25 protein-coding genes and 1 pseudogene are annotated in these 25,311 nt (G+C 73.9%); 11 read left to right on the forward strand and 15 right to left on the reverse strand.

The window, feature by feature from the left end:
- Positions 1 to 258 precede the first annotated feature (258 nt).
- The gene (gene groL / locus RM844_RS17645; protein WP_311668202.1) at positions 259 to 1,887 is read left to right on the forward strand and encodes a chaperonin GroEL; all 1,629 of its coding nucleotides are present in this window, start codon (positions 259 to 261) and stop codon (positions 1,885 to 1,887) included.
- Positions 1,888 to 2,005: 118 nt separating this feature from the next.
- Here the strand turns inward: groL and RM844_RS17650 are convergent, their stop codons facing one another.
- The 3 genes from RM844_RS17650 to RM844_RS17660 all read right to left on the reverse strand — a co-directional run bounded on the left by RM844_RS17650 (position 2,006) and on the right by RM844_RS17660 (position 4,780).
- Positions 2,006 to 2,719, reverse strand: coding sequence for a hypothetical protein (locus RM844_RS17650; RefSeq protein WP_311668203.1), 714 nt, complete (start codon positions 2,717 to 2,719; stop codon positions 2,006 to 2,008).
- 124 nt (positions 2,720 to 2,843) lie between these two features.
- Positions 2,844 to 3,764: an N-acetylmuramic acid 6-phosphate etherase gene (gene murQ, locus RM844_RS17655; protein ID WP_311668204.1), complete on the reverse strand. Its 921-nt coding sequence runs from the start codon at positions 3,762 to 3,764 to the stop codon at positions 2,844 to 2,846.
- Between the two features lie 71 nt (positions 3,765 to 3,835).
- Positions 3,836 to 4,780: a MurR/RpiR family transcriptional regulator gene (locus RM844_RS17660; RefSeq protein ID WP_311668205.1), complete on the reverse strand. Its 945-nt coding sequence runs from the start codon at positions 4,778 to 4,780 to the stop codon at positions 3,836 to 3,838.
- 110 nt (positions 4,781 to 4,890) lie between these two features.
- Here RM844_RS17660 and RM844_RS17665 point away from each other — a divergent pair, with 110 nt between their 5' ends.
- The 3 genes from RM844_RS17665 to RM844_RS17675 all read left to right on the forward strand — a co-directional run bounded on the left by RM844_RS17665 (position 4,891) and on the right by RM844_RS17675 (position 7,116).
- The gene (locus tag RM844_RS17665) at positions 4,891 to 5,256 is read left to right on the forward strand and encodes a hypothetical protein (protein ID WP_311668206.1); all 366 of its coding nucleotides are present in this window, start codon (positions 4,891 to 4,893) and stop codon (positions 5,254 to 5,256) included.
- Positions 5,253 to 5,525 (forward strand): DUF4031 domain-containing protein, encoded by a 273-nt coding sequence (locus RM844_RS17670; RefSeq protein ID WP_311668207.1) that lies wholly within the window; start codon positions 5,253 to 5,255, stop codon positions 5,523 to 5,525. The genes RM844_RS17665 and RM844_RS17670 overlap by 4 nt, the downstream gene beginning before the upstream one ends.
- 328 nt (positions 5,526 to 5,853) lie before the next feature.
- Positions 5,854 to 7,116: a Cmx/CmrA family chloramphenicol efflux MFS transporter gene (locus tag RM844_RS17675; RefSeq protein WP_311668208.1), complete on the forward strand. Its 1,263-nt coding sequence runs from the start codon at positions 5,854 to 5,856 to the stop codon at positions 7,114 to 7,116.
- Positions 7,117 to 7,236: 120 nt separating this feature from the next.
- Here the strand turns inward: RM844_RS17675 and RM844_RS17680 are convergent, their stop codons facing one another.
- The 4 genes from RM844_RS17680 to RM844_RS17695 form a co-directional block, all read right to left on the reverse strand.
- On the reverse strand, positions 7,237 to 7,866 hold the full coding sequence (locus RM844_RS17680) for an HD domain-containing protein (RefSeq protein ID WP_311668209.1): 630 nt from the start codon (positions 7,864 to 7,866) through the stop codon (positions 7,237 to 7,239).
- A 249-nt stretch (positions 7,867 to 8,115) separates the two neighbouring features.
- On the reverse strand, positions 8,116 to 10,170 hold the full coding sequence (locus RM844_RS17685; RefSeq protein WP_311668210.1) for a HelD family protein: 2,055 nt from the start codon (positions 10,168 to 10,170) through the stop codon (positions 8,116 to 8,118).
- A gap of 234 nt (positions 10,171 to 10,404) precedes the next feature.
- Positions 10,405 to 11,139 (reverse strand): hypothetical protein, encoded by a 735-nt coding sequence (locus RM844_RS17690; protein WP_311668211.1) that lies wholly within the window; start codon positions 11,137 to 11,139, stop codon positions 10,405 to 10,407.
- A complete protein-coding gene (locus tag RM844_RS17695) occupies positions 11,136 to 11,660 on the reverse strand; it encodes a sigma-70 family RNA polymerase sigma factor (protein ID WP_311668212.1) in 525 nt (174 codons plus the stop codon). The genes RM844_RS17690 and RM844_RS17695 overlap by 4 nt, the downstream gene beginning before the upstream one ends.
- 249 nt (positions 11,661 to 11,909) lie before the next feature.
- On the opposite strand from RM844_RS17695, the gene RM844_RS17700 reads away from it, so the two are divergent.
- Positions 11,910 to 12,089, forward strand: a complete 180-nt coding sequence (locus RM844_RS17700; protein ID WP_311668213.1) for a hypothetical protein — start codon at positions 11,910 to 11,912, stop codon at positions 12,087 to 12,089.
- Between the two features lie 64 nt (positions 12,090 to 12,153).
- On the opposite strand, the gene RM844_RS17705 is transcribed toward RM844_RS17700, so the two are convergent.
- The 3 genes from RM844_RS17705 to RM844_RS17715 form a co-directional block, all read right to left on the reverse strand.
- Positions 12,154 to 13,806, reverse strand: a complete 1,653-nt coding sequence (locus RM844_RS17705) for a DNA repair helicase XPB (RefSeq protein ID WP_311668214.1) — start codon at positions 13,804 to 13,806, stop codon at positions 12,154 to 12,156.
- Between the two features lie 252 nt (positions 13,807 to 14,058).
- Positions 14,059 to 14,901 carry a M23 family metallopeptidase gene (locus RM844_RS17710; RefSeq protein ID WP_311668215.1) on the reverse strand — a complete coding sequence of 281 codons (843 nt, stop codon included), beginning with the start codon at positions 14,899 to 14,901 and terminating at the stop codon, positions 14,059 to 14,061.
- 277 nt (positions 14,902 to 15,178) lie between these two features.
- Entirely contained in the window at positions 15,179 to 15,442 is a 264-nt protein-coding gene (locus tag RM844_RS17715; protein ID WP_311668216.1) for a hypothetical protein, read from the reverse strand.
- 197 nt (positions 15,443 to 15,639) lie between these two features.
- Between RM844_RS17715 and RM844_RS33585 the strand changes: the two are divergent.
- The 4 genes and pseudogenes from RM844_RS33585 to RM844_RS17735 all read left to right on the forward strand — a co-directional run.
- Positions 15,640 to 15,783 (forward strand): annotated as a pseudogene (locus RM844_RS33585) (helix-turn-helix domain-containing protein); the annotation flags it as partial.
- 59 nt (positions 15,784 to 15,842) lie between these two features.
- A complete protein-coding gene (locus RM844_RS17725; protein WP_311668217.1) occupies positions 15,843 to 16,412 on the forward strand; it encodes a DUF5753 domain-containing protein in 570 nt (189 codons plus the stop codon).
- Complete coding sequence (locus RM844_RS17730) at positions 16,387 to 16,569, forward strand: DUF397 domain-containing protein (protein ID WP_311668218.1); 183 nt, start codon at positions 16,387 to 16,389, stop codon at positions 16,567 to 16,569. Before RM844_RS17725 ends, RM844_RS17730 begins: the two co-directional genes overlap by 26 nt.
- 104 nt (positions 16,570 to 16,673) lie before the next feature.
- Complete coding sequence (locus RM844_RS17735) at positions 16,674 to 16,856, forward strand: DUF397 domain-containing protein (protein WP_311668219.1); 183 nt, start codon at positions 16,674 to 16,676, stop codon at positions 16,854 to 16,856.
- 109 nt (positions 16,857 to 16,965) lie between these two features.
- Here RM844_RS17735 and RM844_RS17740 read toward each other — a convergent pair whose 3' ends face one another.
- The gene (locus RM844_RS17740) at positions 16,966 to 19,383 is read right to left on the reverse strand and encodes a helicase-associated domain-containing protein (protein WP_311668220.1); all 2,418 of its coding nucleotides are present in this window, start codon (positions 19,381 to 19,383) and stop codon (positions 16,966 to 16,968) included.
- A gap of 189 nt (positions 19,384 to 19,572) precedes the next feature.
- Here RM844_RS17740 and RM844_RS17745 point away from each other — a divergent pair, with 189 nt between their 5' ends.
- Together RM844_RS17745 and RM844_RS17750 are read left to right on the forward strand one after the other, a co-directional pair.
- On the forward strand, positions 19,573 to 20,427 hold the full coding sequence (locus RM844_RS17745) for a helix-turn-helix domain-containing protein (protein WP_311668221.1): 855 nt from the start codon (positions 19,573 to 19,575) through the stop codon (positions 20,425 to 20,427).
- Positions 20,428 to 20,486: 59 nt separating this feature from the next.
- Positions 20,487 to 21,032 (forward strand): hypothetical protein, encoded by a 546-nt coding sequence (locus RM844_RS17750; RefSeq protein ID WP_311668222.1) that lies wholly within the window; start codon positions 20,487 to 20,489, stop codon positions 21,030 to 21,032.
- Between the two features lie 89 nt (positions 21,033 to 21,121).
- On the opposite strand, the gene pstB is transcribed toward RM844_RS17750, so the two are convergent.
- From pstB to RM844_RS17770, 4 genes are all read right to left on the reverse strand, one after another.
- Positions 21,122 to 21,901, reverse strand: a complete 780-nt coding sequence (gene pstB / locus RM844_RS17755) for a phosphate ABC transporter ATP-binding protein PstB (RefSeq protein WP_311668223.1) — start codon at positions 21,899 to 21,901, stop codon at positions 21,122 to 21,124.
- A 40-nt stretch (positions 21,902 to 21,941) separates the two neighbouring features.
- Positions 21,942 to 23,033: a phosphate ABC transporter permease PstA gene (pstA, locus tag RM844_RS17760; protein WP_311668224.1), complete on the reverse strand. Its 1,092-nt coding sequence runs from the start codon at positions 23,031 to 23,033 to the stop codon at positions 21,942 to 21,944.
- Positions 23,033 to 23,953: a phosphate ABC transporter permease subunit PstC gene (gene pstC, locus RM844_RS17765; RefSeq protein WP_394814544.1), complete on the reverse strand. Its 921-nt coding sequence runs from the start codon at positions 23,951 to 23,953 to the stop codon at positions 23,033 to 23,035. The genes pstA and pstC overlap by 1 nt, the downstream gene beginning before the upstream one ends.
- 181 nt (positions 23,954 to 24,134) lie before the next feature.
- On the reverse strand, positions 24,135 to 25,253 hold the full coding sequence (locus RM844_RS17770; protein ID WP_311668226.1) for a phosphate ABC transporter substrate-binding protein PstS: 1,119 nt from the start codon (positions 25,251 to 25,253) through the stop codon (positions 24,135 to 24,137).
- Between the last annotated feature and the right edge of the window lie 58 nt (positions 25,254 to 25,311).

Here is a 25,311-nt window from a genome sequence, read left to right on the forward strand (position 1 = left end):
CAGCGCCTTCGGCGCTTGCTCCCCCAGACTCCGTCCGGGAGGTGCCCCCAGGGTCGTGCAGCGCCTTCGGCGCTTGCACTCTCCGGGTGAGAGTGCTAATCATGGCGTTAGCACTCTACGGGTGAGAGTGACAGCAAGGACCGGGTCGGTGAGGTTCTTCGGGTGGGTGGGGTAAGGAACCACCGCTCAGGAGCCGTCCGTCGCGGGCGCCAGCGCGGTCCGGAGCAATCCACCCCTGTCCTGGGAGGACCCCTTCACATGGCCAAGATCATCGCGTTCGACGAGGAGGCGCGGCGCGGCCTTGAGCGCGGGATGAACCAGCTCGCCGACGCCGTCAAGGTCACGCTGGGCCCCAAGGGCCGCAACGTCGTCCTGGAGAAGAAGTGGGGCGCCCCGACGATCACCAACGATGGTGTTTCCATCGCCAAGGAGATCGAGCTGGAGGACTCCTACGAGAAGATCGGCGCCGAGCTGGTCAAGGAAGTCGCCAAGAAGACGGACGACGTCGCTGGCGACGGCACCACCACCGCGACCGTGCTGGCCCAGGCGCTGGTCCGGGAGGGCCTGCGCAACGTGGCCGCCGGGGCCAACCCGATGGCGCTCAAGCGGGGCATCGAGGCCGCCGTGGAGAACGTCTCCCAGGCCCTGCTGAGCCAGGCCAAGGAGGTCGAGACCAAGGAGCAGATCGCCTCGACCGCCTCCATCTCCGCCGGCGACACCCAGATCGGTGAGCTGATCGCCGAGGCCATGGACAAGGTCGGCAAGGAAGGCGTCATCACCGTCGAGGAGTCGCAGACCTTCGGGCTCGAGCTTGAGCTCACCGAGGGCATGCGCTTCGACAAGGGCTACATCTCGGCCTACTTCGCCACCGACATGGAGCGGATGGAGGCGGAGCTGGAAGACCCCTACATCCTGATCGTCAACTCCAAGATCAGCAACGTGAAGGACCTCCTTCCGCTGCTGGAGAAGGTCATGCAGTCGGGCAAGCCGCTGCTGATCATCGCGGAGGACGTCGAGGGCGAGGCGCTGTCCACCCTGGTCGTCAACAAGATCCGGGGCACCTTCAAGTCGGTCGCCGTCAAGGCCCCCGGCTTCGGCGACCGCCGCAAGGCCATGCTCGGTGACATCGCCATCCTCACCGGTGGCCAGGTCATCTCCGAGGAGGTCGGTCTCAAGCTGGAGAACGCCACCCTCGACCTGCTGGGCCGCGCCCGCAAGGTGGTCATCACCAAGGACGAGACCACCATCGTCGACGGTGCCGGTGACAGCGACCAGGTGCAGGGTCGGGTCAACCAGATCCGCGCCGAGATCGAGAACTCCGACTCGGACTACGACCGCGAGAAGCTCCAGGAGCGCCTCGCCAAGCTGGCCGGCGGCGTGGCCGTCATCAAGGCCGGCGCGGCGACCGAGGTCGAGCTGAAGGAGCGCAAGCACCGCATCGAGGACGCGGTGCGCAACGCGAAGGCCGCCGTCGAGGAGGGCATCGTCGCCGGCGGTGGCGTGGCCCTGCTGCAGGCCGCCTCGGCGCTGGACAAGCTGGAGCTGGAGGGCGACGAGGCCACCGGTGCCGCGGCCGTCCGCCTGGCCCTGGAGGCCCCGCTCAAGCAGATCGCCGTCAACGCCGGCCTTGAGGGCGGCGTCGTGGTGGAGAAGGTCCGCAACCTGACTCCGGGTTGGGGCCTGAACGCCGCCACCGGCGAGTACGTCGACCTGCTGGCGGCCGGTATCCCGGACCCGACCAAGGTCACGCGTTCCGCGCTGCAGAACGCCGCCTCCATCGCGGCGCTCTTCCTGACCACCGAGGCCGTCATCGCCGACAAGCCGGAGAAGGGTGGCGCGGGTGCCGACGCCGCTGCCGCCGGCATGGGCGGCGGCATGGACTTCTGAGTCCTGCCGACACCTCAGGGCGTCACACGAGGGCGGTGCTCCCGGCTGGGGGCGCCGCCCTCGTGGCGTGTCCGGCGTGGCCGGTCGTCCCGGCCGTCCCGGTCGTCGGTCGTCCGGGTCAGCAGGCCTGCTGCGGCCCGCTGTTCTGGGTGCCGACGCGGCCGATGACGGTGAGGTCGTTCAGCTCGGTGCCGGCGGAGCGGTTGAGGTAGCAGGAGTACCGGGTGCGGTTGATGACCTCCAGGTGGATGTGGGCGCCGGCGTCACCGTTGACCTGGTAGCAGCTGGAGTAGCGGAACCTGCCGGTCTCGCCGAGCTTGGTCCAGGGGCCGACGGTGGCCCCGACCGCGATGTTGGCGGGCTTGTTGGCGACGTGCATCACGTCGGCCCGGCCGATCACCTCGCCGGTGGTGGTGTCCCGCGCCTCCAGGCCGATGAGATAGCCGCCGTCGGCCAGGTTCCCGGTGGCGCAGCCCGCCCGGACCGTCACCACGGTGACGGAGACGGGGTGGCCGGCCGAGGTCGTGGTGCCGAACGGGGAGACCACGGTGGCGCCGGGGTTCCGGTAGATGTCGACCGACCAGTCGTTCAGATAGCCCCAGTTGTAGAACACGCGGTGGTGCGTGGCGGGCGGGGTCTGTCCGAAGCGGTCCCAGGTGGACGCGCCCTGGATCGGCGGGAACACGTTGATGGTGCCGCTCGCGTAGGCGCCGACCTCGCTCGACGCCGGCTCGGTGGCCGGGGTGGCCTGGCCGGCGGGCGCGGTGAACAGGGCGAGTGTCGCGGCGAGGGCGGCGGTCGCCACGACGCGGGCGAGGGAGCGGAGCCTCATCGAACCTCCTGGATTGCGTGACCATGACAAAGCGATGATCGAGTAAAGCAGCCGCCCCGCCGGCTCGCCACCGGGCGTTCCGCTCAGTCCACCGCCCGCCAGTCCACCGCCCGCCCGTCCGTGGTCAGTCGGCCGGCGCGTCCAGCGCCCGCCGCAGTGCGGCCCGCAACCGGCCCTGGCACTCCGCCAGCAGCCGGGCCGCGGTCTCCGCGTCCACCTCGCCGAGCAGCACCAGGATGGCGTTCTTGACCTCGCCGCCGGTGGCGTCGAGCGCCTCCTCGACGGCCGCGGCCGGCGCCTCGGTGGCCAGCGTCACGATCCGGCGCGAGCGGGCGCGCAGCTTCTCGTTGGAGGCCCGCACGTCCACCATCAGGTTCCCGTAGGTCTTGCCCAGCCGGATCATGCTGATGGTGGAGATCATGTTGAGTACCAGCTTCTGCGCGGTGCCCGCCTTCAGCCGGGTGGAGCCGGCGATCAGCTCGGGGCCGACCACCACCTCGATCCCGTGGTCGGCGGCCGAGGCCAGCGGGGAGTTCGCGTTGCAGGCCACCCCGATGGTCAACGCGCCCAGCTCGGCGGCGTGTTCGACGGCGCCGACCGCGTAGGGCGTGCGCCCCGAGGCGGAGATCCCGACCACCACGTCGTCGGCGGTCAGGCCGATCTCCGTCAGGTCGGCCGCCGCCAGCTCCCGGCTGTCCTCGGCGCCCTCGACCGCCGAGACCAGCGCCGTGGGGCCGCCGGCGATCAGCCCGACCACCTCGTCCGGCGTGGTGTTGAAGGTCGGCGGGCACTCGCTCGCGTCCAGCACGCCGAGCCGCCCGGCGGTCCCGGCGCCCAGGTAGAGCAGCCGGCCGCCGCGGGCCATCCGGTCGGCCGCGGCGTCGATCGCGGCGGCGATCGCGGGCAGCTGTTCGGCCACCGCGGCCGGGACCAGCGCGTCCCCGGCGTTCATGGTGCGGGCGATGTCGAGGGTGGGGCGCTGGTCGATCTCGGCCAGCTCGGGGCGGTGCGCCTCGGTGGTGAGGGTGTCGAAGTCCGTGGACATGCGCGGGCGACTCTCCGTGCGGTGGGGGTCGGGTGCGGGTGGTGGTACGGGGGGCGCGCGCCGGGCGTGGGTCAGCGTTCGCGGGGCGTGTGCCGGTGGGCGAGCGCCTCGTAGCTGGCGTGCAGGGCCGGCGCGGCCGACTCGTAGGTGCGCTGCGCGACGCCGATGAACAAACAGTCGATGACCAGCAGTTGGCTGGTCCTGCTGGACATGGCGGCCGGCCGCAGCTCGCTCTCCCTGGCGGTCGAGGTGGTCAGCACGTGATCGGCGTACTTGGCCACCTCGCCGTCCGGCCGGCCGGTGATCGCCACCGTCGTCGCCCCGTGGTCGAAGGCGACCTGGAGCGGCTCGATGACGTCGACCGTGCGGCCGGAGTGCGTGATGGCCACCGCCACGTCCCCGCCGCGCAGCTGCACCGCGTTGGTGACGGCCAGGTGCGGGTCGGTGTGGGCGTGCGCGATCAGGCCGATCCTGAGCAGCTTCTGCGCCAGGTCCTGGGCGACCAGCGACGAGGCCCCGACGCCGTACACGTCGATCCGTCGGGCCTCGGCCAACGCGGCTACCGACGCCTCCAGTTGGGCGACGTCCAGGGCGCCGGCGGTGTCGCTGAGGGTCTGCCGCTCGTCCTGCGCGAGCTTGGCGACCACCTCGCTCAGCGGGTCGTCCACCGATATGTCGGCGGTGACCGCCGGCGCGGCGCCGGACGCCTGCTGGGCGGCCAGCCCGGCCAGCGCCAGCCGCAGGTCCCGGTAGCCCGGGTAGCCCAGCAGCCGGGCGGTGCGCACCACGGTGGCCTCGCTGGTGCCGGTGCGCTCGGCGAGCGCGGTGACGGTGAGGGCGGCGCAGCCGGCCGGGTCGCCGGCGACGGTCTCGGCGACCCGCTGCATGGACCGGGTCATGGACGGCGCCATGGTGCGGACCTTGGCGGCCAGCGCGCCGGGCTCGGGCGGCGCGGGTCTGGGGGCGACGGCGACGGCGCGGGGGCGGCCGGGTCGTCGGGCGAAATTTTCCTTCATCGCGTGCCTCACAGGTGAAACGTATTTTCGACAACGGGTGGCGTCAAGCCCCCGAGCCCCGGCGGGCCTGGAGTTCGGGAAAGCCGTCGATCTCTGGTCCAATGGTCAGCATGGATGAGCCGGCCACGGAAGAGGCCCTGCACCGGGGGCGGGCGGCGGTGCTGGCCGATCTGACGGCGGACGGCGTGGCCGGCCCGGCGGAGGTCTCCCAGCTGGAGGAGGCGGTCGCGCACCGGCGCTGGTGGGCGGCGCAGTGGCCGGCGGGCGCCGCCTTCGTGCCCGGGCTGCTCGCCCAGGACATGCAGGACGCGCTGCTGGAGACCCGCGGCCGCTGGCCGCTCTGCCCGCGCTGCGTCGGCGCCGACCCGCACGCGCTGCTGGTCGAGCCGGAGCTGGGCGAGGACCCGCACTGGGTCTGCCCGATCTCCGGCGAGCCGCTGGCGCCGGTCGGCCGGCTGGGCGAGGCCCGCCCGTGACGGTCTACATCGACCCGCCGGACTGGCCCGGGCACGGTCGGATGTGGTCGCACCTGGTCAGCGACCGGTCGTATGCGGAACTGCACGCGTTCGCCGCCCGGTTGGGCGTCCCCGCGCGCGGCTTCGACCGGGACCACTACGACCTGCCGGCGGAGCGGTACGCGGAGGCGGTCGCGCGCGGCGCGGTGCCGGTGGACAGCCGCCGCCTGGTGCGGCTGCTGCACGGCGCCGGGCTGCGCCGCCGCAAGCGGTACCGCGGGGCGGTCTGACCGGTCCGGCCGGTCCGGCCGGTCGCCGGCTCGGCCGGGCTTGACCCGTCGCCGCTTCGGCCGGCGGGTCGGGTCGGGTCGGTTCGCGACCGGTCGCCGGCTCGGCCGGCGGGGCGAGCGGGGACGGGTTCGGCGGTCGGGAATGGTCGCTGGCCTCGGCCGGCGGGCGAGCGGGGATGGGGCGGCGGTCGGGAACGGTCGCTGGGTGGCGCCGAGTGGTCGCCGGATGGTCGGGGCTGACCGGTAGTGGCCCGTCACGGCGCGCTATCCGCTTGCCGACCGATCGCGCCGGGGAATGCCACGGGGAGCGACCGACGTTGGAGGGCGAGTGTCTACCCCGAGTACCGAGCCCGAGCGCACGCCAGAGACCCGCTACCGGCTGCCGACCGCCGTGCTGGTCATCGGCGGCGCCATCTTCGCCCTGGGCACCAGCGAGTTCATGCTCTCCGGGCTGCTCCCGGAGGTGGCCGACGACCTGGACGTCTCCATACCCACCGCCGGGCTGCTGATCTCGGCCTTCGCCATCGGCATGGTGGTCGGCGCGCCCGTCCTGGCCGCCGCCACCCAACGGCTGCCGCGCCGCCTGACCCTGGTGGTGCTGCTCTCCGTCTTCGGGGTCAGCCACCTGGTGGGCGCGCTGGCGCCCGGCTACGGGCTGCTCTTCGCCTCCCGGGTGGTGAGCGCCCTGGCCTGCGCCGGGTTCTGGGCGGTGGGCGCCGCGGTGGCCATCTCCCTGGTGCCGGTGGGCGCCCGGGCCCGGGCCATGGCGGTGCTGCTCGGCGGGCTGAGCGTGGCCAACATCGCCGGGGTGCCCGGCGGCGCGCTGCTCGGCCAGCACCTCGGCTGGCGGGCCGCGTTCTGGGCGGTGGCGCTGCTGACCGCCGTCGGCCTGGTCGGTGTGCTGCTCTTCGTGCCGCGCACCGAGCCGCCGAGCGCCGCCGACCGGGTGCCGCTCCGGGCCGAGCTGGTCATCTACCGGGACCGCCGGGTGTGGCTGGCCGTGGTCACCACCGCGCTCTTCGCCGCCGGCACCTTCTGTTTCTTCTCCTACCTGGCGCCGCTGCTCACCGAGGTCACCGGCCTCAGTGAGAGCTGGGTCCCCGGGGTGCTGGTGCTCTACGGCGTCGGCGCGCTGATCGGCACCGCGATCGGCGGCCGGCTGGCCGACGCGCACCTCTTCGGCACCCTCTACGCCGGGCTGCTGACGGCCAGCGTGGTGCTGGCGCTGCTCGCCCTGCTGGCCCACCAGCCGGTGGCCGCGGTCGCCCTCGCCGGGCTGCTCGGGCTGGCCGCCTTCCTCTGCGGGCCGGGCCTGAACGCCCGCATCTTCAACGTCGCCACGGCGGCACCGACGCTGGCCGGCGCCACCGCCACGGCCGCGTTCAACACCGGCAACACGGTCGGGCCCTGGGCGGGCGGCCTGGTGATCGACGGCGGCCTCGGCTACGTCTGGACGGCCTGGCTCGGCGCGCTGTTGCTGCTCGGCGCGCTGGCCGGCGCCTGGCTCCAGGCCCGGGACTCCCGCCCACCCCGCCTCGTCGCCACCGGCCGCCCGACCCACCGGCCCGCCGACGCCCCCGCCGACCGTTGACCGCTGCCCCCTCCGGCGGTCAGCGGACCGGCCCCCGGCGGTCGGCCGGCCCCGGCCCGGGAGTCGGGGCAGTCGGCCGGGGGCCGGGGGCGTTGGGCGGCCGCCGCCGTGGTCGGTGGTTCAGCCGGTGAGGAGGGCCAGCTCGGTGGCCAGGTTGTGGCGGGCCGTTGGTTCCCAGTGGTCGCTGCCGTAGGCGGTGTGGAACAGCGTCGGGCGGGCCAGGAGCTGGCGCAGAATCTCGCTTCGGCCGGTGGCGAAGGCGGGCTCGGGCAGGTGGCCGTACTCCTGCCGGACCGCCGCCGTGTACGCCGCGTACTCCTCCGGGGCGCCGGCCAGCACCGCCAGGTCGGCGTCGCAGAGCACCGCGCCGTTGGTGTCGCCGGCGGCCGGCCGGTGGCCGGCGGTGAGCCGGACCAGCCGGGCCACCTCGGCGCGGCGCCCCGACACCGGCAGCTCCGTCTCGGCCAGTTCCGCGCTGCGTTCCTCGTTGTCCGCGCCGCGCGGGTCGTAGACCGCGTCGTGGTACCAGCCGGCCAGCTCGACCGCCACCGGGTCGGCCGCCGCGCCGGCCAGCTCGTCCAGCCGGGCGAGCAGGAACCGCAGGTGGTCCTCGGTGTGGTACCTGCGCTGCGGCTCCCGCCAGCGGGTCAGCAGCCGGCCGCCGACCGCCCGGCCGCCGCCGTCGGGCAGCGCGGCGTACCGGTCGGCGAGTCCGGGAGGCTCGGGCGAGGGGTTCTCGGGGGTGACCATGCCGCCATTCTGCCGCCGGGCGCCCGGCCCGGGCCTGACCCCGCCGGGCACGCCGGGGCCGACGTGCGGGCCCTGGCCCGCGCGCCGGACGTGGCCGGCGCCGCGCCCCGGCGGCTGGCCGCGGCCCCCGCCGGCCGCGATGGCCGACCCGGGGTTCGCCGAACTCGGCGCCCGCCGCGCGCGGTTGACGCGGCGGCGGGACGCGCTCGCGGGTCGCCGTGCGGGACCGGTGCGTGCCCGCCCCCCGGCCTAGGCCAGCTCGTCGGGCAGCGGCTCGGCGTGCAGCACGGTGAGGCCGGAGACCGCTCGGGTGAGGGCGACGTAGAGGCGGCGCAGGCCGGTGCGGTGGTCGGGCTCGCCGGCCACCACCGCGGCCGGCTCGTCGAGCACCACGTGGTCGTACTCAAGACCCTTGGCCAGCGAGGCCGGGACCAGGGTCAACCGGACGTCGCGGCTGGTCTCCTGGCCCGGCTCGACGTGCGGCAGGCCGGCCGCCGCCAGCGCCGCGCGCAGCTCGGGCACCCGGGCGTCGGCGGCGATCAGGCCGGTCGAGCCCTCGTGGGCCAGCGCCGCCCGGCAGGCGTCCAGGGTGCCGGCGGTCAGCTGCTCCGCCTCGACCCGGCGCACGGTGAGCGATCCGGGCGCCTCCCGGATCGAGGTGGCCTCCCGCAGCTCGGGCGCGATGGCGGGCAGCAGCCGGGAGGCGTAGGCGATCACCTCGCGCGGCACCCGGAAGCCCTGGGTCAGCTCCTCCACGTGGGCGGCCGACTTGCCCAGGTGGGTCAGCGCCTCGGCCCAACTGCCGGTGGCCCACGGGGTGGTGCCCTGGGCGATGTCGCCGAGCACGGTCGCCGAGCCGGTGCTGCACCGGCGGCCGACCGCCCGGTACTGCATGGGGGAGAGGTCCTGCGCCTCGTCCAGCACCACGTGGCCCAGCGAGCCGGTGCGGTTGACCAGGTCGTTGGTCTCGTCGATCAGCACCGCGTCGGCCCGGGACCAGCGGGCCGTGCGGGGGCTGCGGGGCGGCTTGGGCAGGAGGATCTCGCGCTGTTCCTCGGGGCTGAGGACGCCATCGGCGCACGCGGCGAGGAACTCCGGGTCGGAGAGCAGCCGCAGCACCAGCTTGGCCGGGTTGACCGCCGGCCAGATCGCCTTCACCGCGGCCTTGACCGCCGGGTGGCGGGCCACCGCGTTCTGCACCCGGTCGTCCGGCGCCTCGCCGCCCTGTTCCATCCGGACCAGCACGGCGTGCGCGATGCGCTGCGGCAGCGCCTCGCCTGCCGCCCCGTAGCGGATGTCCCGGCCGAGCAACTCCTCGACGATCTCGGTGAGTTCGTGGACCGGGATGCGCCAGCGGCGGGAGCCGCGCACCACCATCACCGGCTCGGTCGGCAGCGTCACGCCGGCCCGCACGGCCCGGCGCAGCACCTCGGCCATCCGCGCGTCACCCTTGATGGCGGCGGCCCGGGCGGTGTCCTCGCCACGGATCTCGACATGGGCCACCAGCTCGTCCACGGTGGCCTGTTTGACCTCCATCTCGCCCAGCGTGGGCAGCACCTGTTCGATGTAGCGCAGGAATGACCGGTTCGGACCGATCACCAGCGTCCCGCTGCGGGCCAGCCGCTCCCGGTGCGCGTAGAGCAGGAACGCCACCCGGTGCAGCCCGACGGCGGTCTTCCCGGTGCCGGGGCCGCCCTGCACGCAGATGGTCTCGCCGAGCGCGCCCCGGACGATCTCGTCCTGCTCCGGCTGGATGGTGGCGACGATGTCCCGCATCGGGCCCACGCGGGGCTTCTCGATCTCCCGCTGGAGCAGCGCGCTGACCGCGTCGGCCGCGTCCGGGTCGGTCAGGTCCTCGTCCTCGTAGGCGGTCAGCGCCCCGCCGTCGTAGCCGAACCGGCGCCGGAGCTCGACGTCCCTGGGGTCCTTCTTCGACGCCTGGTAGAACGGCTCGGAGACGGGTGCCCGCCAGTCGATCACCATCGGGTCGCCGTCCGGGTCGTGCACGTGCCGGCGGCCGATGTAGAAGCGGTAGCCGTGCTCGTCCGCGGCGTCCACCCGGTGGTGGTAGTCGAGCCGGCCGAAGAAGAGCGGGGTGTCGGCGAGGTCGGCCAGCGCCTTGATCCGCTGCTCGATCTCGCTCGCCAGCACCTCGGCGTTCACCCAGTTCGCGGTGACATCGCGGATGTCCAGCGACTCGGTGTGCTCCCGCATGGCGCGCAACGCGGCCCGGGATGCGGCCAGATGGGCCCGCTCGGCCTCCAGCGGGTCCTGGGCGGGGATGGTCTGGGGACGGCTGGACACGACGGGGCCTCCGGGCACGAGCGGCGGGCGGGTACGGACTGCCGCCCGGTTGCCGTCCGGGCGGCTCCTGCCCGGGCGCGGGCGTCCGACGCCGGCACGCGGCGCCGGCCCGTGGGCTCGGAAGGAGGGAAGGCACGGGAGCTTAGACGGGCCCCGGGCCCGCCCGCAAATCGTCGCCCCGCGCCGGCCCCCGAGGGGGCGGGGCCCCGTGGCCCCACCCCCGGTGCGCGCGCCCTACCAGGGGAGGGGATCGGGCACGCAGTCCAGGGTGGCGGCGTCGCCCTGGTAGCCGGCGATTGCCAGCCTGCCGCCGACGCCCGTCGCCTCGACCCGGGGAACGCCCAGGGCGACCAGCGGGACGACGCCTTCGGGGTAGCGCTCCGGGTAGATGATGAGCCACGCGCCGGACGTCATGTCGGTCACGTCGTCCGGCAGATCGTCCCCGGTCACCAGGCCGGTCAGGGGAGCGCAGCGCTCGGTGATCCAGCCGGCGGCGACGCCCGCCTCCCGCAGCCGCTCCAGCATCGCCTCGCCCTGCTCGGCGTCCATCACCTCCTCCCGGCCGATCTCGATCCGCAGCTCGCCGTCGGACATCACCCGGACTCCGGCCGTGGCGTCCGGGTCCTCGACGCCGGGCTCCTCGGGAGGCTCCCCCGACGTGCCGCCGGAAGACCCCTCGCCGGGCTCCTCGGCCGGTTCCTCGACGGGCGCCTCGGCCGGGGGGACGGTCGTGTCCCTGGCGACCGGGGCCGGGTCGCCGTCCGAGCCCATGGCGCCGGGGAGCATGACCGCCGCGGCGGTCACCGCCGCGACGGCGGCGGCCACGCCGCCGGACAGCCCCCACACCCGGCGCCGCCGCAGGGCGCCGGCCCGGCGGGCGACGCCGGCCATCGGCGGGGTGAGGGGGGTCGGCGCGGTGGCCAGCGCCTCGCGCAACCGGTCCTCGTCGGATGGGTGCTGACTGCTCATCGGGCCTCCTCGCGGGCGGCCACGCTGGCCGCCGGGTGGTGGGTTTCGGCCAGGGCGGTCGCCAGGCGGCCGCGCGCGGTGCTGAGGGTGGAGGCGACCGTGCCGCGGGAGACGCCCAACTGGCGGGCGACCTCCGCCTCCGGCAGGTCGAGCACGTAGCGCAGCGCCACCATCTGCCGCATCCGCTCCGGCAGTTGGGCGACGGCGGCCCAGAGGGCGTCGTCCCTGGCCGTCGGCAGCACGGCGGCCGAGGCGTCGGCCCGGCCGGCCAGCCGGCGCACCATCCGACGCTCCAGCCGGGCCCGGCGCCAGCGGCTGCGGACCTCGTTGACGGCCACCCGGTGCAGCCAGGCCGGCGGGTTGTCGGCCTGCGCCGGCCTGGGCCAGCGGGCCAGGGCCTTGGCGAACGCCTCGGCCACCGCCTCCTCGGCCAGGCCGCGGTCGCCGACGCTGATCGCCACCGTCCTGAAGACCTGGGGCCACAACGCCTCGTACCAGACGCCGAACTCGCTCTCGCGCATCGTCCTCCTCCGTGCCGCCCTGACGGGGGAGTGACGTTCCGGGCCGCCGTTGTGTTGGGTGGCCGGGAGATTTTCTTCCGCGAATGTCGGGCCGCGCCCCCGGCGGGTGCCCCTCCGGGGGCGCGGTCGGTTGACCGGCTCGGGGTAGGACCCCGAGGAGCCTCGGGGTTCGGGCCGGCCGGCCCCTGGGGGGAGCGTCGGCCCAGCGGCCGATGCCCGCGACCGGGTGACCGGGCCAGGCTTGGGGGCATGAGCGAGTTGACGACTGACCGGTTCGGCGCCGGGCCCGTCCCGGCGGGGCGCCCGGCGGGCGGGCGGCTCGGGCGGGCCCTGCGGGCCGTCCGGGTGTTCGGTGCCGCCGCCTTCGACGTGATCATCATGGGGCGCGGCGAGGCGCCCCCACGGGAACCCGCCGTGGTCAGGACCTGACGGCGGGCCCGGCGTCAGGCGGAACGGGTCGTCAGGCGGAACGGGTCGTCGGGCGGGCTGGTCGTCAGGCGGGCTGGTCGTCGGCCGGCAGGTCGGCCGCGTCCAGGATGCGGTAGGCGTAGCCCTGCTCGGCGAGGAACCGCTGCCGGTGGGCGGCGAAGTCCTGGTCGATGGTGTCCCGGGCGACGACCGAGTAGAACCGGGCCTCGTGCCCGTCCGCCTTGGGGCGCAGCACCCGGCCCAGCCGTTGGGCCTCCTCCTGACGCGAGCCGAAGGTGCCGGAGACCTGGATGGCGACGGTGGCCTCCGGCAGGTCCACCGAGAAGTTCGCCACCTTGGAGACCACCAGCACCCGCACCTCGCCGGAGCGGAACGCGTCGAAGAGCCGCTCGCGCTGCGCGTTACTGGTCTCGCCCTTGACCACCGGGGCACCCAACTGCTCGCCCAGCTCGTCGAGTTGGTCGATGTACTGGCCGATGACCAGGGTCTGGTCGGCGCTGTGCCTGGCGACCAGCGCCTCGGTGACCCGGCGCTTGGCGTCGGTGGTGGCGCAGAACCGGTAGCGCTCCTCCGGCTCGGCCATGGCGTAGGCCAGCCGCTCCGACTCGCTGAGGTCCACCCGGACCTCGACGCAGTCGGCCGGCGCGATGTACCCCTGGGCCTCGATCTCCTTCCAGGGCGCGTCGAACCGCTTGGGGCCGATCAGCGAGAAGACGTCCGACTCCCGGCCGTCCTCCCGCACCAGCGTCGCGGTCAGCCCGAGCCGGCGGCGCGCCTGGAGGTCGGCGGTGAACTTGAAGACCGGCGCCGGCAGCAGGTGCACCTCGTCGTAGACGATCAGGCCCCAGTCCCGGGAGTCGAACAGCTCCAGGTGCGGGTAGACGCCCTTCCGCCGGGTGGTCAGCACCTGGTAGGTGGCGATGGTGACCGGCCGGATCTCCTTGCGGGTGCCGCTGTACTCGCCGATCTCGTCCTCGGTGAGGGTGGTGCGGCGGATCAGCTCGGCCTTCCACTGGCGGGCGGAGACCGTGTTGGTGACCAGGATCAGGGTGGTCGAGCTGGCGGTGGCCATGGCCCCGGCGCCGACCAGCGTCTTGCCGGCGCCGCAGGGCAGTACCACCACGCCGGAGCCGCCGTGCCAGAAGCCGTCCACCGCCTGCCGCTGGTAGGGGCGGAGCGACCAGCCGTCCTCGACCAGCTCGATCGGGTGTGCCTCGCCGTCCACGTAGCCGGCGAGGTCCTCGGCCGGCCAGCCCAGCTTGAGCAGCTGCTGCTTGATCTGCCCGCGCTCGGAGGGGTGCACCGCCACGGTGTCCTCGTCGATCCGGGCGCCGACCAGTGGCTTGATCCGCTTGGCGCGCAGCACCTCGGTGAGCACCGGGCGGTCCGTCGTGGTCAGCACCAGGCCGTGGGTCGGGTGCTTGAGCAGCGAGAGCCGGCCGTACCTGGCCATGGTCTCGGCGACGTCCACCAGCAGCGGCTGCGGCACGGGGTAGCGCGAGTACCTGACCAGCGCGTCCACCACCTGCTCGGCGTCATGGCCGGCGGCGCGCGCGTTCCACAGACCCAGCGGGGTCACCCGGTAGGTGTGGATGTGCTCGGGGGCGCGCTCCAGCTCGGCGAACGGGGCGATGGCCCGCCGGCAGGCCTCGGCCTCCTCGTGGTCCACCTCCAGCAGCAACGTCTTGTCGCTCTGCACGATGAGCGGTCCTGGCACGTGCGCCCCCTTCTCGGTGACCGGGCTTCTCCGGGGCCCGACCTCTCCGGGACCGGGCGGTACTCCTCCGGGACCTGGTGGGACCCGAACCTCCAGTGTCGCGTATCGGCACCGGCCGGCACGGCTGCCCGCCCGTGGCGGACGCCACAGCGCCCCCGGCGGGTGCCGGGGGCGCCGGGCGGGACGGGTCAGCGGGCAGGGGTGGGGCAGCGGTCGGGATGGGCCGGGCCCAGCGGTCGGGGACGGTCGGGCTCAGCAGTCGGGGATCACGGTGCCGTTGTTGTCCCTGGCCTCGTCGTTGCCCCAGCGGGAGAGGTAGTAGGCGGGCACGTAGGCGCCGCGGCCGTCGCCGCCCGGGTAGGTCTCGTCCAGGTCGGTCCGCAGCCACCAGGTGTTGTAGCCGTAGGCGCCCTCGTACCGCTGGCCGGCGACCTTGCAGTAGACGTAGTGGGTGCCCTGGTGCAGCCGGCCCTGCGGGGCGGCGGTCGAGGCGTCGGCGTAGCCGTCGGTGGCGGCGAAGGTGTCCACCCAGTAGCGGCCAGGATCGCCGCCGCCCCCGCAGCCGTTGTCGCTGGTCAGGTACGCCTGGTGGTAGGAGCCCGGGTAGGGCAGGGCGGCGCCGTTGATCACGATGTTCTGGCCCACGCCGTTGAGCAGCTGCTCGTAGTGGATGTGTGAGCCGCTGGAGTTGCCGGTGGACCCGGTGGTGCCGATCTGCTGGCCCTGGGCGACGTGGGCGCCGTGCGGCACCGAGTAGCTGTCCAGGTGGAAGTAGTAGGTCTGCCAGCCGCCGCCGTGGTCGACCACGACGTACTGGCCGGCGCCGCCCGGCTGGTTGTGGCGGGTGGCGGTGCCGGCGGCCGAGGCCAGCACGGGGGCGCCGTGGGTGCCGCCGCCGTCGCCGCGGACGAAGTCCAGGGCCCGCCGGACCTCGGCGGAGTGGTGGCTGTAGGTCCACTGCTGGCCGCAGGCGAACGGCGCCTTGAAGACGGGGGCCGCGGCGGTCCTGGCGTCGTCGGCCCGCGCGGACGGGACGGTGAGCAGGCCGGCGAGCAGCGCCACGAGGGCCACGGCCGCGACACGGAGGGAGCGCATCGGGGGTCCTCCCGGGAGTGGTGGGGGTGCGAGCATGATGGCATGTTCATGCCCCACCGGGCCTCGGGTCTACCCGCGTCGCGGCGCGCCGTCCGTGCCGGGGAGCGGGGCCACCCCCACACGGGACTGGGCGGCCCGGTGCGGGGGTGGCGGACTGGGGCCCTTGTTCGTTGAACGCCTCGGCTTGGGCGGGTTCAACGCCGCTGGCCTCGCCTGTCTCGGCCGCCCGGGGATCAGGTCGGACGGGTGTTCGCGTCGTCGGCCCGACGGGTGGGGTTCAGCCGTTCACCGCGGGGCGCGGACCGGCCAGCGCTTGGATGAGCCTGCGGGCGTTCTCCTTGGTGATGCACCCCAGCTCGATCAGCGTCGGAACGTACGGGTGGAACATCGAGGGGCCGTCAAGGCCCAGCGACGGGGCCTTGACGCCGTGTGCGGCGAGGGCGTCGCGCAGGCTCCTGACCAGGGTCGAAGGGTCGATGTCAGCGTTACCGTCGGCGAGTTGGTCGGCGGGGACGTGGGAAAGGTGCTTCGGGTCGGTCATGGCAGCTCCCTTAAGGGTTTGGAGTGCGATGCCCACAGCGAAGCAGATACGGGGACCGTTGAGCCGGGGAGACCCGGTGCGATTCAACGGTTGGCGACCCGGCGAAAGGGGATGCGGTGACAACGGCCAAGGCCAGCGGCGCTCAAGAGGGGGCGCGGGGCGAGGGGTTGAATGATCTCGAATACCTCGGTAGTGAGGTGCGGGCGGCACGCGAGGGGCGTGGGCTGAGTCAGTCCCAGCTGGGTAAGGGCGCCGGCTACTCGAAGAGTTACATCAGCAAGGTGGAGGCGGGATTGATCATTCCGTCCGAGAAGTTCACGCAGAAATGCGATCTGGTGTTCGGCACCCCGGGCATGTTCGAGCGGCTGCGGGCCCGGATCGTTGACCGGGGACACCCGAGTTGGTTCGCGCCCTATCTCAAGCAGGAGGAACGCGCGGCCGAGGTCCTGACCTATTCGCCGAGCGTGATTCCGGAATCCTGCAGACCGAGGAGTACGCGCGCGCGATCTTCCTGGCCTGGGACCCCAGGGTTTCGGAGGACATTCTGCGCGGCCTGGTCAGGACGCGTCGTGACCGGAAGGCCGTTTTCACGCAGGGTTCCGGGCCCGCGCTGTGGAGCATCATCCACGAGGCCGCGCTCCACACGGAGGTGGGCGACCGAGAGGTCATGGGCCGGGCCCTGACCCATCTCAGGGAAGCGGCCGAGCGGCCCAACATCACCGTGCAGATTCTGCCGTTCACCGCGGGGGCGCCCGCGGTGCTGGAGCCCTTCATCCTGCTCCGACAACCGGATGGGCACCGAACTCTCTTCGGCGATACGGTGCTTGGGGGACAGATGTCCGAGTCCCCCGACCGGGTAGGGTTGTTGCTCCAGGCATATGAGCGGCTCCGGGGCGAGGCCCTGGGCTCGCGGGAGAGTCTGGCGCTGGTATCGAGGAAGTTGGATGAATTCCATGGCCGAATGGCGTAAGAGCAGCTACAGCGACGGTGGTCAGGGGAACTGCCTGGAGGTTCGGGACGGTGTTTCCGGGGCGGTGCCGGTGCGGGATTCGAAGGTTGCCGGGGGGCCGGTGTTGACGGTGTCGGCGCCGGCGTGGAGCGCGTTCGTGCGGCTCGTCGCGCGCTGACCGCGCGCCCCAACGGGCCACCGTGCGGCCCGATCGCTCGCTGTGGCTCCGGGGCGAGGCCCTGGGCTCGCGGGAGAGTCTGGCGCTGGTATCGAGGAAGTTGGATGAATTCCATGGCCGAATGGCGTAAGAGCAGCTACAGCAACGGCGGTCAGGGAAACTGCCTGGAAGTTCGGGATGGTGTTTCCGGGGCGGTGCCGGTGCGGGATTCGAAGGTTGCCGGGGGGCCGGTGTTGACGGTGTCGGCGCCGGCGTGGAGCGCGTTCGTGCGGCTCGTCGCGCGCTGACCGCACGAGCGGCCGCCAGCCGCCGAGACACCGCCTCGGTGCTGGTCGAGGCGGTGTTTTTCCTTCTCGGCCCCGAGGGCCCATCCGTTGTTAGCCCCCACCCCGTCGCTCACGCCAGCGGTGCCGCGCCGGTGATGCGGTGGATCGGGTAGGTGCGGACCTCGTCCGCCGTGTGGTCGAAGGCGGTGACGAAGCCGCCGGAGACCCGGACCGGGGCCAGCACGTGGTGGCCGGCCATGCCGTCGGCGCCCACGTACCCGATGGCGACCAGGCCGCCTTCGGCCGCCGCCGCGCGCAGCACCGCCAGGGCGTCGGCCGCCGCCGTGCGCGGCGGCGGTCCCGTCACCTCCGGCACCCGGCCGGCGCCGGCCGGTCGGGGCGCCGCGCCCGCGGCGTGGTCGCCGGCGCGCACGGCGCGCACGGCGGCGGCCAGCAGCGCGTCGTCGGCGGGCGGCGGCGCGTCGGGCGCCGGCACGGGGGCGCTGCGCGCCGGCGTGCGGTGCGACTCGGCGCGCAGTGTGACGACGGCGCCCTCGATGGTCTCCGCCGCCGGCGCTTGCCCCAACTCCCGCAGCCGTAGCAACAGTTGGTCCGGCGGCAGGTCGGAGACCAGCACCGTGGGGGCCAGCCGGCGCAGCCGCAGCGGCTCGCAGCGCCGGTCGGCGAGCAGCTGCCCCAGCGCCGTCTCGTCCTCCGAGCGCAGATAGCTGGCCGCCGCGCCCACCCGGAGCCGGCCGTGCCGCCGGGCCACGTCGTCCACCAGGTAGTCGAGTGGCTGGGGCACCGGGGTGCGGGAGACCTCGGCGAGGAAGGCGTGCAGCTGGTCCGTCGACCAGCCGGCGTCCAGCGCCCGGCGGATCGAGCCGGGGGTGAAGCGGTAGACGGTGGCGCCGCCGGTGGACTCCACGTCGGCGGCGAGCGCCATGGTGGCCCGCAGGTCGCGGCGGAGCGGCCCGGGCGCGACCGCCGTGAGGTCGGCCTGGAGCAGCACCTGGTCCACCGGCTCGGGGAAGAGCGGCGCCAGCAGCTCGGCGGCGGCGGCCACCGACGCCGGCTCGGCCGGCCGGTCGAGCAGCGGCCTGGCGTAGCCGGCCAGCGCGCCCCGGCCGGTGACGCCCAGCGTCTCGGCCTCGACCAGCGCGGTGCGGGCCAGCCGCTCCCTGGCCGGGTCGGCCAGCCGGCGGGGCAGCTCCCAGCGCAGCCGGTCCAGCACCACCGCGGGCTCCGGCGCGCCGCCCGGCGGCAGCGCGGCGAGCAGCGCCAGGGTGCGGTGGCGCAGGTCGGCGGCGGCGCCGCGGTCGAGACCCGGGCCGAGCGCGGCCAGCAGCCGGCCCTTGCCGTCCCGGTCGCCGACCAGGGCCGGCACCCGGGTGCCGGCGAGCCAGGCGGTGGCCAGCCGCAGCCAGCGCTCCCCGGTCGGCGCCGCCAGCCAGTCGTCGTAGGCCGGGGTCGGCGCGTACCGTTCGTCGGCCGCGCCGTCCGCGGCCAGCAGGCCGGCCGCGTAGGCCAGTTCCAGCCAGAACACGGCCTCGGGCTCCGGCACGTCCAGGGTCACGGCGACCCGCTTCAGCTCCCGCACGCCGAGGCCGCCGGCGCGCAGCACCGGCGGACCCTCCGTCTCCCAGGAGGTCAGCAGCGTCTCGACGGTGTCCAGCGCGCGGTGCGCGGCGCCCGCGGCCGTGGCGTCGACCAGCGCCGTGTCGTGCCGCACCGGGGCCGTCAACTCCGGTGGCTCCGGGTGGAGTTCGCGGTGGGCCCGGCCGTCCCGCAGGGTGAGCGCGACCTCCCTGGGCAGCACCACGGTGCCCGGCTGGGTCGGCATCAGCAGGCCCCGGTCCAGCAGCCAGCGCAGCGGGGCGCCGGTGCGGGCGGCCTCGGCGCCGCTGCCGAGGGTGCCGTAGGGCGGGCCCCAGGTGAGCCGCTCCAGCGCGGAACGGGCCGCGTCGGGCGCCTCGGCCAGCAGCGCGGCCAGCCGCTCCGGGTCGCGGAAGAGCGCGGTGAGCGCGGCGACCGCGCTCACCGGGTCGTGGGTGGCGGGCAGCCCGCAGGCCGCCAGCAGCGCCTGCGTCCGGCTGGGCGCGAGACCGGCCGCCGCCTCGGCCAGCGTCGGCCCCAGGCCGGTGGCGCTGGGCCGGGCCGCGCTCGGCGCCAGCAGCTCCTGCGCGGTGCGCACCAGGCGCAGCCCGTCCGGCCGGCCCCAGAGCAGGGCCCGGGCCCGCAGGGTGGCCAACGCCTGGGGCAGCCGTCGTTCGCCGCCGGGCAGCAGCGCGGTCAGCGCGTGTTGCGAACAGGGGCGCTCGGCGACGGCCAGTGCTTCCGCCGTTTGGAGGGTGAAGGTGTCCAGATGCTCCAGGGCGCGCACCACGGAGGCGCGCGCGCCGGCCCGGGTGGCCAGCTCGGAGAGGTCGCCGGGCAGCGGCGACAACAGGTCGGGTCGGGTGCGCAGCAGCTCGGACAGCTCCGCGTCGGAACGAGCGCGCAGTTCGTCGGCGAGGGTGCGAGGGCTGTCGGTGGAACCGCTGGTCATCCTGCCAACCGTAGCGGCAGTCGGGCCCTGGTGGCACGGCTCGGGACCGGGAAGCGCGTCAGCGGAACCCTTTCTGCGGTTTCCGTCACCCGGAGCAAGGGTGCTGTCGGGGGGTTCGGTGGCGAGTGGACTGTCGAGGTCAGCGCGCGGCAGACTCGGGAACCAGCCAACGGAAGGACCTGATCCACGATGCCGCCGAGGGAGAACCCGACCGCCCGCCAGGCCCGACTCGGCGCGGAGCTGCGCAAGTTGAGGGTGGCGGCGGGGCGGACCGCGCGGGAGACGGCGGCCATGCTCGGCACTGACCAGGGAAAGATCAGCCATATAGAGTCCGGCCGCATCGGGGTCAGCGAGGAGCGTATCCGGCGCCTCGCCGACTTCTACGCCTGCACGGACGAGAGCCTGCTCGAAGCCCTGTGCGTCATCGCCAGGGAACACCGTGGCCAGTTCTGGTGGGACGAATATCGTGGCACCCTTGCCTCCCAGTACCTGGCGGTGGCCGAGCTGGAGCACCACGCGGTGGCGATGCGCAGCCTCCAGACGGTGACGGTGCCGGGCCTGCTCCAGACCGAGGAGTACGCCCGGGCGCTGTTCCGGGGCGGGCTGCCGGCACCGACGGACGACCAGGTCGACGCGCGGGTGCGGCACCGGATGCGCCGCAAGGCGGTGCTGGAGCGGGAGGACCCGCCACTCCTCTCGGTGTTCCTGCACGAGGCCGCGCTGCACATGCGGTTCGGCGGGCGTGGCGTGGCCAGACGGCAGCTGGAGTCGCTGATCGAGACCTCGGAGCTGCCGCAGGTGACGCTGCGGGTGATCCCGTTCACCAACGAGGACTTCTACGAGGTGACCCAGCCGGTGCTCTACGTGCACGGGGTGGTGCCGCAGCTGGACACGGTGCTGATCGACGGGCCGACCGGCAGCGGGCTGCTGGGCGCGGACGACGAGCTGGCGCACTACCGGGTCTTCTTCGGGCACGCCAACGACCGTTCGCTGGACCAGGAGGAGTCCCGGCAGCTGATCCACCACATCGCCAGGACGCTGTAGCCGACGGCGGGTCGCGGTAGCCGGTGGGGCCGCGCGGCGCTGCCGTAGGCTGCGGGCCCATGGTCGGTTGGTGGGACGCGGTGCCGGACGACGAGCGGGCGCGCTGGGCGCTGGACCCGCTGGCGCGGGTGGGCCCGCTGGGCTTCGGGATGCGCCCGGCCGAGGTGTCGCGGGCGCTGGCCGCCGTCACGACGGAGGCCCAACGGCCGCGGTTCAGCGGCGGTTCCGGCACCGGGGCCGGCGGCGTCGTCACGGAGGGCGACTACCGGGGCTTCGGGCTGCGGCTCTACTACCGGGCGGAGCGGCTGGCGGGGGTGGCGGTCGACGCGCTGCGCGGGCCGCAGGTGCTCGCCGGCGACGTGCCGCTGGTCGGTCGGGTGCCGTCCGAGGTGGAGCGCTGGCTGGCCGACCGGACGGCGGCCCACGAGCCCGAGGGGGAGCTGTCCTACCTGGCCGCCGGCGTCCCGGTGGCGGAGTCGCTGGGCGTCGTGGTCGACGTGCAGCGGGCCGGCGACCGGCTGCTCACCCGGCCGGTGTTCGTGCCGCCGGCGGCGTGGGACGACCTCCCGCACTTCCTGCCCCGGCAGGCCTGGTCGGCCTGCTGAGCCGCCGCCGGGCCCGGCACGCGCCGCGGCCCGCCCACCCCCGGGAGCGGGGGAGCGGGCGGGCCGAGGGCGCGGTGCCGACCGGCCGGTCAGCCGAAGCGGCCGGAGACGTAGTCCTCGGTGGCCTGGTTGCTCGGGGTGGAGAAGATCTTGGTGGTGTCGTCCATCTCCACCAGCCCGCCCGGCTCGCCTATGGAGCGCAGGTTGAAGAAGCCGGTGACGTCGCTGACCCGGGCCGCCTGCTGCATGTTGTGGGTCACGATGACGATCGTGTAGTCCTTCTTCAGCTCCAGCATCAGGTCCTCGATCGCCTGGGTGGAGATCGGGTCCAGCGCCGAGCAGGGCTCGTCCATCAGCAGCACGTCCGGCTGCACGGCGACGGCCCTGGCGATGCACAGCCGCTGCTGCTGCCCGCCGGAGAGCCCGGAGCCGGGGCGCTTCAGCCGGTCCTTCACCTCGTCCCAGAGGTTCGCCGCCCGCAGCGACCGCTCCACCAGGGCGTCCATCTCGGACCGCTTCATCTTCTTGTTGTTCAGCCGGACCCCGGCCACCACGTTGTCGTAGATCGACATGGTGGGGAACGGGTTCGGCCGCTGGAACACCATGCCGATGTGCCGGCGCACGGCCACCGGGTCCACGTGCGGTGCGTAGAGGTCGTGCCCGTCCATCTCCACCGAGCCGGCCACCCGGGCCTTGGGCACCAGCTCGTGCATCCGGTTCAGGGTGCGCAGGAACGTGGACTTGCCACAGCCGGACGGGCCGATCAGGGCGGTGACCGAGCGCGGCTCAATGGTCATCGAGACGCCCTGCACGGCCAGGAACTTGTCGTAGTAGATGTCGAGACCCTTGACCTCGATGCGCTTGGCCACAGTGCTTCGCTTCCTTTGCGTCAACTCTCCCGGCAGCCGGTCAGGCGCGGGTCTTCGGGGCGAACAGGCGGGAGATCAGGCGCGCCACGAGGTTGAGCGCCATCACGATGAGGATCAGCGTGAACGCCGCCGCCCACGCCCGGTCCAGGAACGGCTCCGGCGGGATGCCCGGGGTCGCGTACTGGTTGTAGGAGAAGACGGAGAGGGTCGCCATCCGGTCGTCGAACGGGTTGAAGTTGTCACTGCTGGTGATGCCGACGGTGACCAGCAGCGGGGCGGTCTCGCCGATGACCCGGGCGATGGCGAGCGTGACGCCGGTCGCGATGCCGGCCAGCGCGGTCGGCAGCACCACCCGCACCACGGTCCGCCACTTCGGCACGGCCAGCGCCATCGACGCCTCGCGCAGCTCGTTGGGCACCAGCTTCAGCATCTCCTCGGTGGACCGCACCACCACGGGGATCATCAGCACGCTCAGCGCGACCGAGCCCATGATGCCCATCCGCACGCCGGCGCCGAAGAACAGCTCGAAGAGCGCGTAGGCGAAGAGGCCGGCGACGATCGACGGGATGCCGGTCATCACGTCCACGAAGAAGGTGATGGCCCGGGACAGCCGGCCCCGGCCGTACTCCACCAGGTAGATCGCGGTGAGCATGCCGATCGGCACCGAGATCAGCGCGGCCAGGCCGGTGACGATCAGGGTGCCCATCAGCGCGTGGTGGGCGCCGCCGCCCTCACCGACGACGCCGCGCATCGAGTTGTTGAAGAAGTCGGCGTCGAACCGCTCCAGGCCGCGGGAGAGCACCGCGCCCAGCACCGAGACCAGCGGCAGCAGCGCCACCACGAAGGAACTGGTGACGACCGCGGTGACCAGCCGGTCCTTGGCCTTGCGCGGCCCCTCGACCCGGCGCGACCAGCCGTGGACGACGGCGGTGTAGCCGACCGCCGCGAGCAGCCCGCTGGCCACCGGGTTGAAGTCCAGCACGAGGTACAGCGCCAGCCCGAGCCCGACCCAGGCCAGCAGGGTCAGCGCGGGGGCGCGGCGCGGCAGCGAGCCGTGGGTGAGCGCCGGCTTCTCCAGCGTCACGGGGGCGGGCTCGGGCGCCCGCTGCGGGGGAATGGTCGGCGTGCTCATCAGTTGGCTCCCGAGAAGTCACGGCGTCGGTTGATCACCGCGCGGGCCCCCATGTTGACCAGCAGGGTGACGGCGAACAGGACGAGGCCGGAGGCGATCAGCACGTTCACGTCGAGGCCGGACGACTCCGGGAAGTCCAGCGCGATGTTGGCCGCGATGGTGGACGGGTTGCCGTTGCTGATCAGGTTGAAGGTGATGCCGCCCGAGGGGGAGAGCACGATCGCGACCGCCATCGTCTCGCCCAGCGCCCGGCCCAGGCCCAGCATGGAGCCGCCGACGATGCTGGAGCGGCCGAACGGCAGCACCGACATCCGGATCATCTCCCAGCGGGTGGCGCCCAGCGCCAGCGACGCCTCCTCGTGCAGCCGCGGGGTCTGGAGGAACGCCTCCCGGATGACCGCCGTGGTGATCGGCAGGATCATCACCGCCAGCACGATGGACGCGACCAGCATGGTGCGGCCGGTGGCCGAGGCGGGGCCGGCGAAGAACGGGATGAAGCCGAGGTTCTCCTCCAGCCAGCGGGTCGGCTCCACGGTGCGCGGCGCCAGCTCGGACAGGCCCCACAGGCCGAAGATGATGCTGGGCACGGCCGCCAGCAGGTCCACCACGTAGCCCAGCACGCTGGCCAGCCGGCGCGGCGCGTAGTGCGTGATGAACAGCGCGATGGCCACCGCCAGCGGCGCCGCGATCAGCAGCGCGATCACCGCGGCCAGCAGCGTGCCGAAGAGCAGCGGCCAGATGTAGAGGACGATGCCGTCCCCGCCCGGCACCTCCTCGGCGTCCGCCCACAGGGCCGGCCACGCCTCCACGACCAGGAAGGCGGCCACCCCGGCCAGGATGACCAGGATCAGCACACCGGCCGCGGTGGCCGACGAGGAGAACAGCCTGTCGCCGAGCCGGCTGACCGGTTTGCCGAACATCGGGGCGTTCGGCGGTGGCGGCGACGGATTCTCTTGGGGGGTCAGCTCGGTGCTGGATGACACTCTTCGCTCCCTTTCTCGGCTGGCGTCCGAACGGGCGGTGAACACCGGGACCGGCGCACCACCCCTGGACGGGCGGCCACCGTCCCGGGTGGCCGCCCGCGCCGGGCGTTCGGTTCCGTCAGCTGGCCGAGATGGCGTCGATGGCGGGCTGGAGCTCCTGCCGCAGGGCGTCGGAGATCGGCGCCGAACCGGCGGCCTCGGCGGAGGCGGCCTGGCCCTCCTCGCTGATGATGTAGCTCAGGTAGGACTGGACCAGCTCGGCCTTGGTGGCGTCGTCGTAGGTGGCGCAGGCCATCGCGTAGGAGACGAGCACGATCGGGTAGGTCCCGGCCTCGGTGGTGTCCCGGGCCAGCTCGTACGCGAAGTCGTACTGCCCGCGGCCCTCGGCCCGCTCCGAGACCTCCAGCACGTTGGCGGCGGCCTCCGGCGAGTACGGCACGAACTCCTCGCCCACGCCGACGTTCACGCTGGCCAGGTCGCCGACCTGGCTGGCGTCCGCGTAGCCGATGGTGCCCTGGCCGCCGGAGACGGCCTGGATCACGCCGGAGGTGCCCTGGGCGGCCTCGCCGCCACTGACCGGCCACTCGTCGCTGGCCTCGTGCGGCCAGGCGTCGGGGGCGGCGGCCAGCAGGTACTCGACGAAGTTCTCGGTGGTGCCCGAGGCGTCGGACCGGTTGACCGGGGTGATCGCGGTGTCCGGCAGCTCGGCGTCCGGGTTGTCCGCGGCGATCGCCTCGTCGTTCCAGGTGGTGATCTCCTGGTTGAAGATGCCGGCGATGGTGGCGGGCTGGAGGTTCAGCTCGTCCACGCCCTCCACGTTGAAGACCAGCGCGACCGGGGAGACGTAGACCGGCAGCTGCACGACCTCCTCGCAGCGCTCGGTGGCGGCGGCCAGCTCGTCGTCGGCGAGCACGGAGTCGGTGCCACCGAAGTCGGTGCCGCCGGCGATGAACTGCTCACGGCCACCGCCGGAGCCGACCGGGTCGTAGTTGACGGTGACATCCGGGTTGGCGGCCAGGAAGCCGGCCTGCCAGGCCTGCTGGGCGGCGGCCTGCGAGCTGGCGCCCGCGCCGGAGATGGTGCCGGACAGTTCGGAGCCGCCCTCGCTCCCCCCGGAGGTGCCCCCGCTGCCGCCGTTGCCGTTGTCCGAGCTTTCGTTGTCGCTGCTGCACGCCGTGACCAGCGCCAGGGCGGACACCACGGCTATCGCGGCGAAGCGAGCGCGCGTCTTGCGCATGACCTGTGCTCCTTTTTCTGCCCGGCTCGGTGCCGGGGTGCAGAGATGACTTCGATGA

Origin of the sequence: Streptomyces chisholmiae (assembly GCF_031845445.1) — a bacterium.
Lineage (GTDB): Bacteria > Actinomycetota > Actinomycetes > Streptomycetales > Streptomycetaceae > Streptomyces > Streptomyces chisholmiae.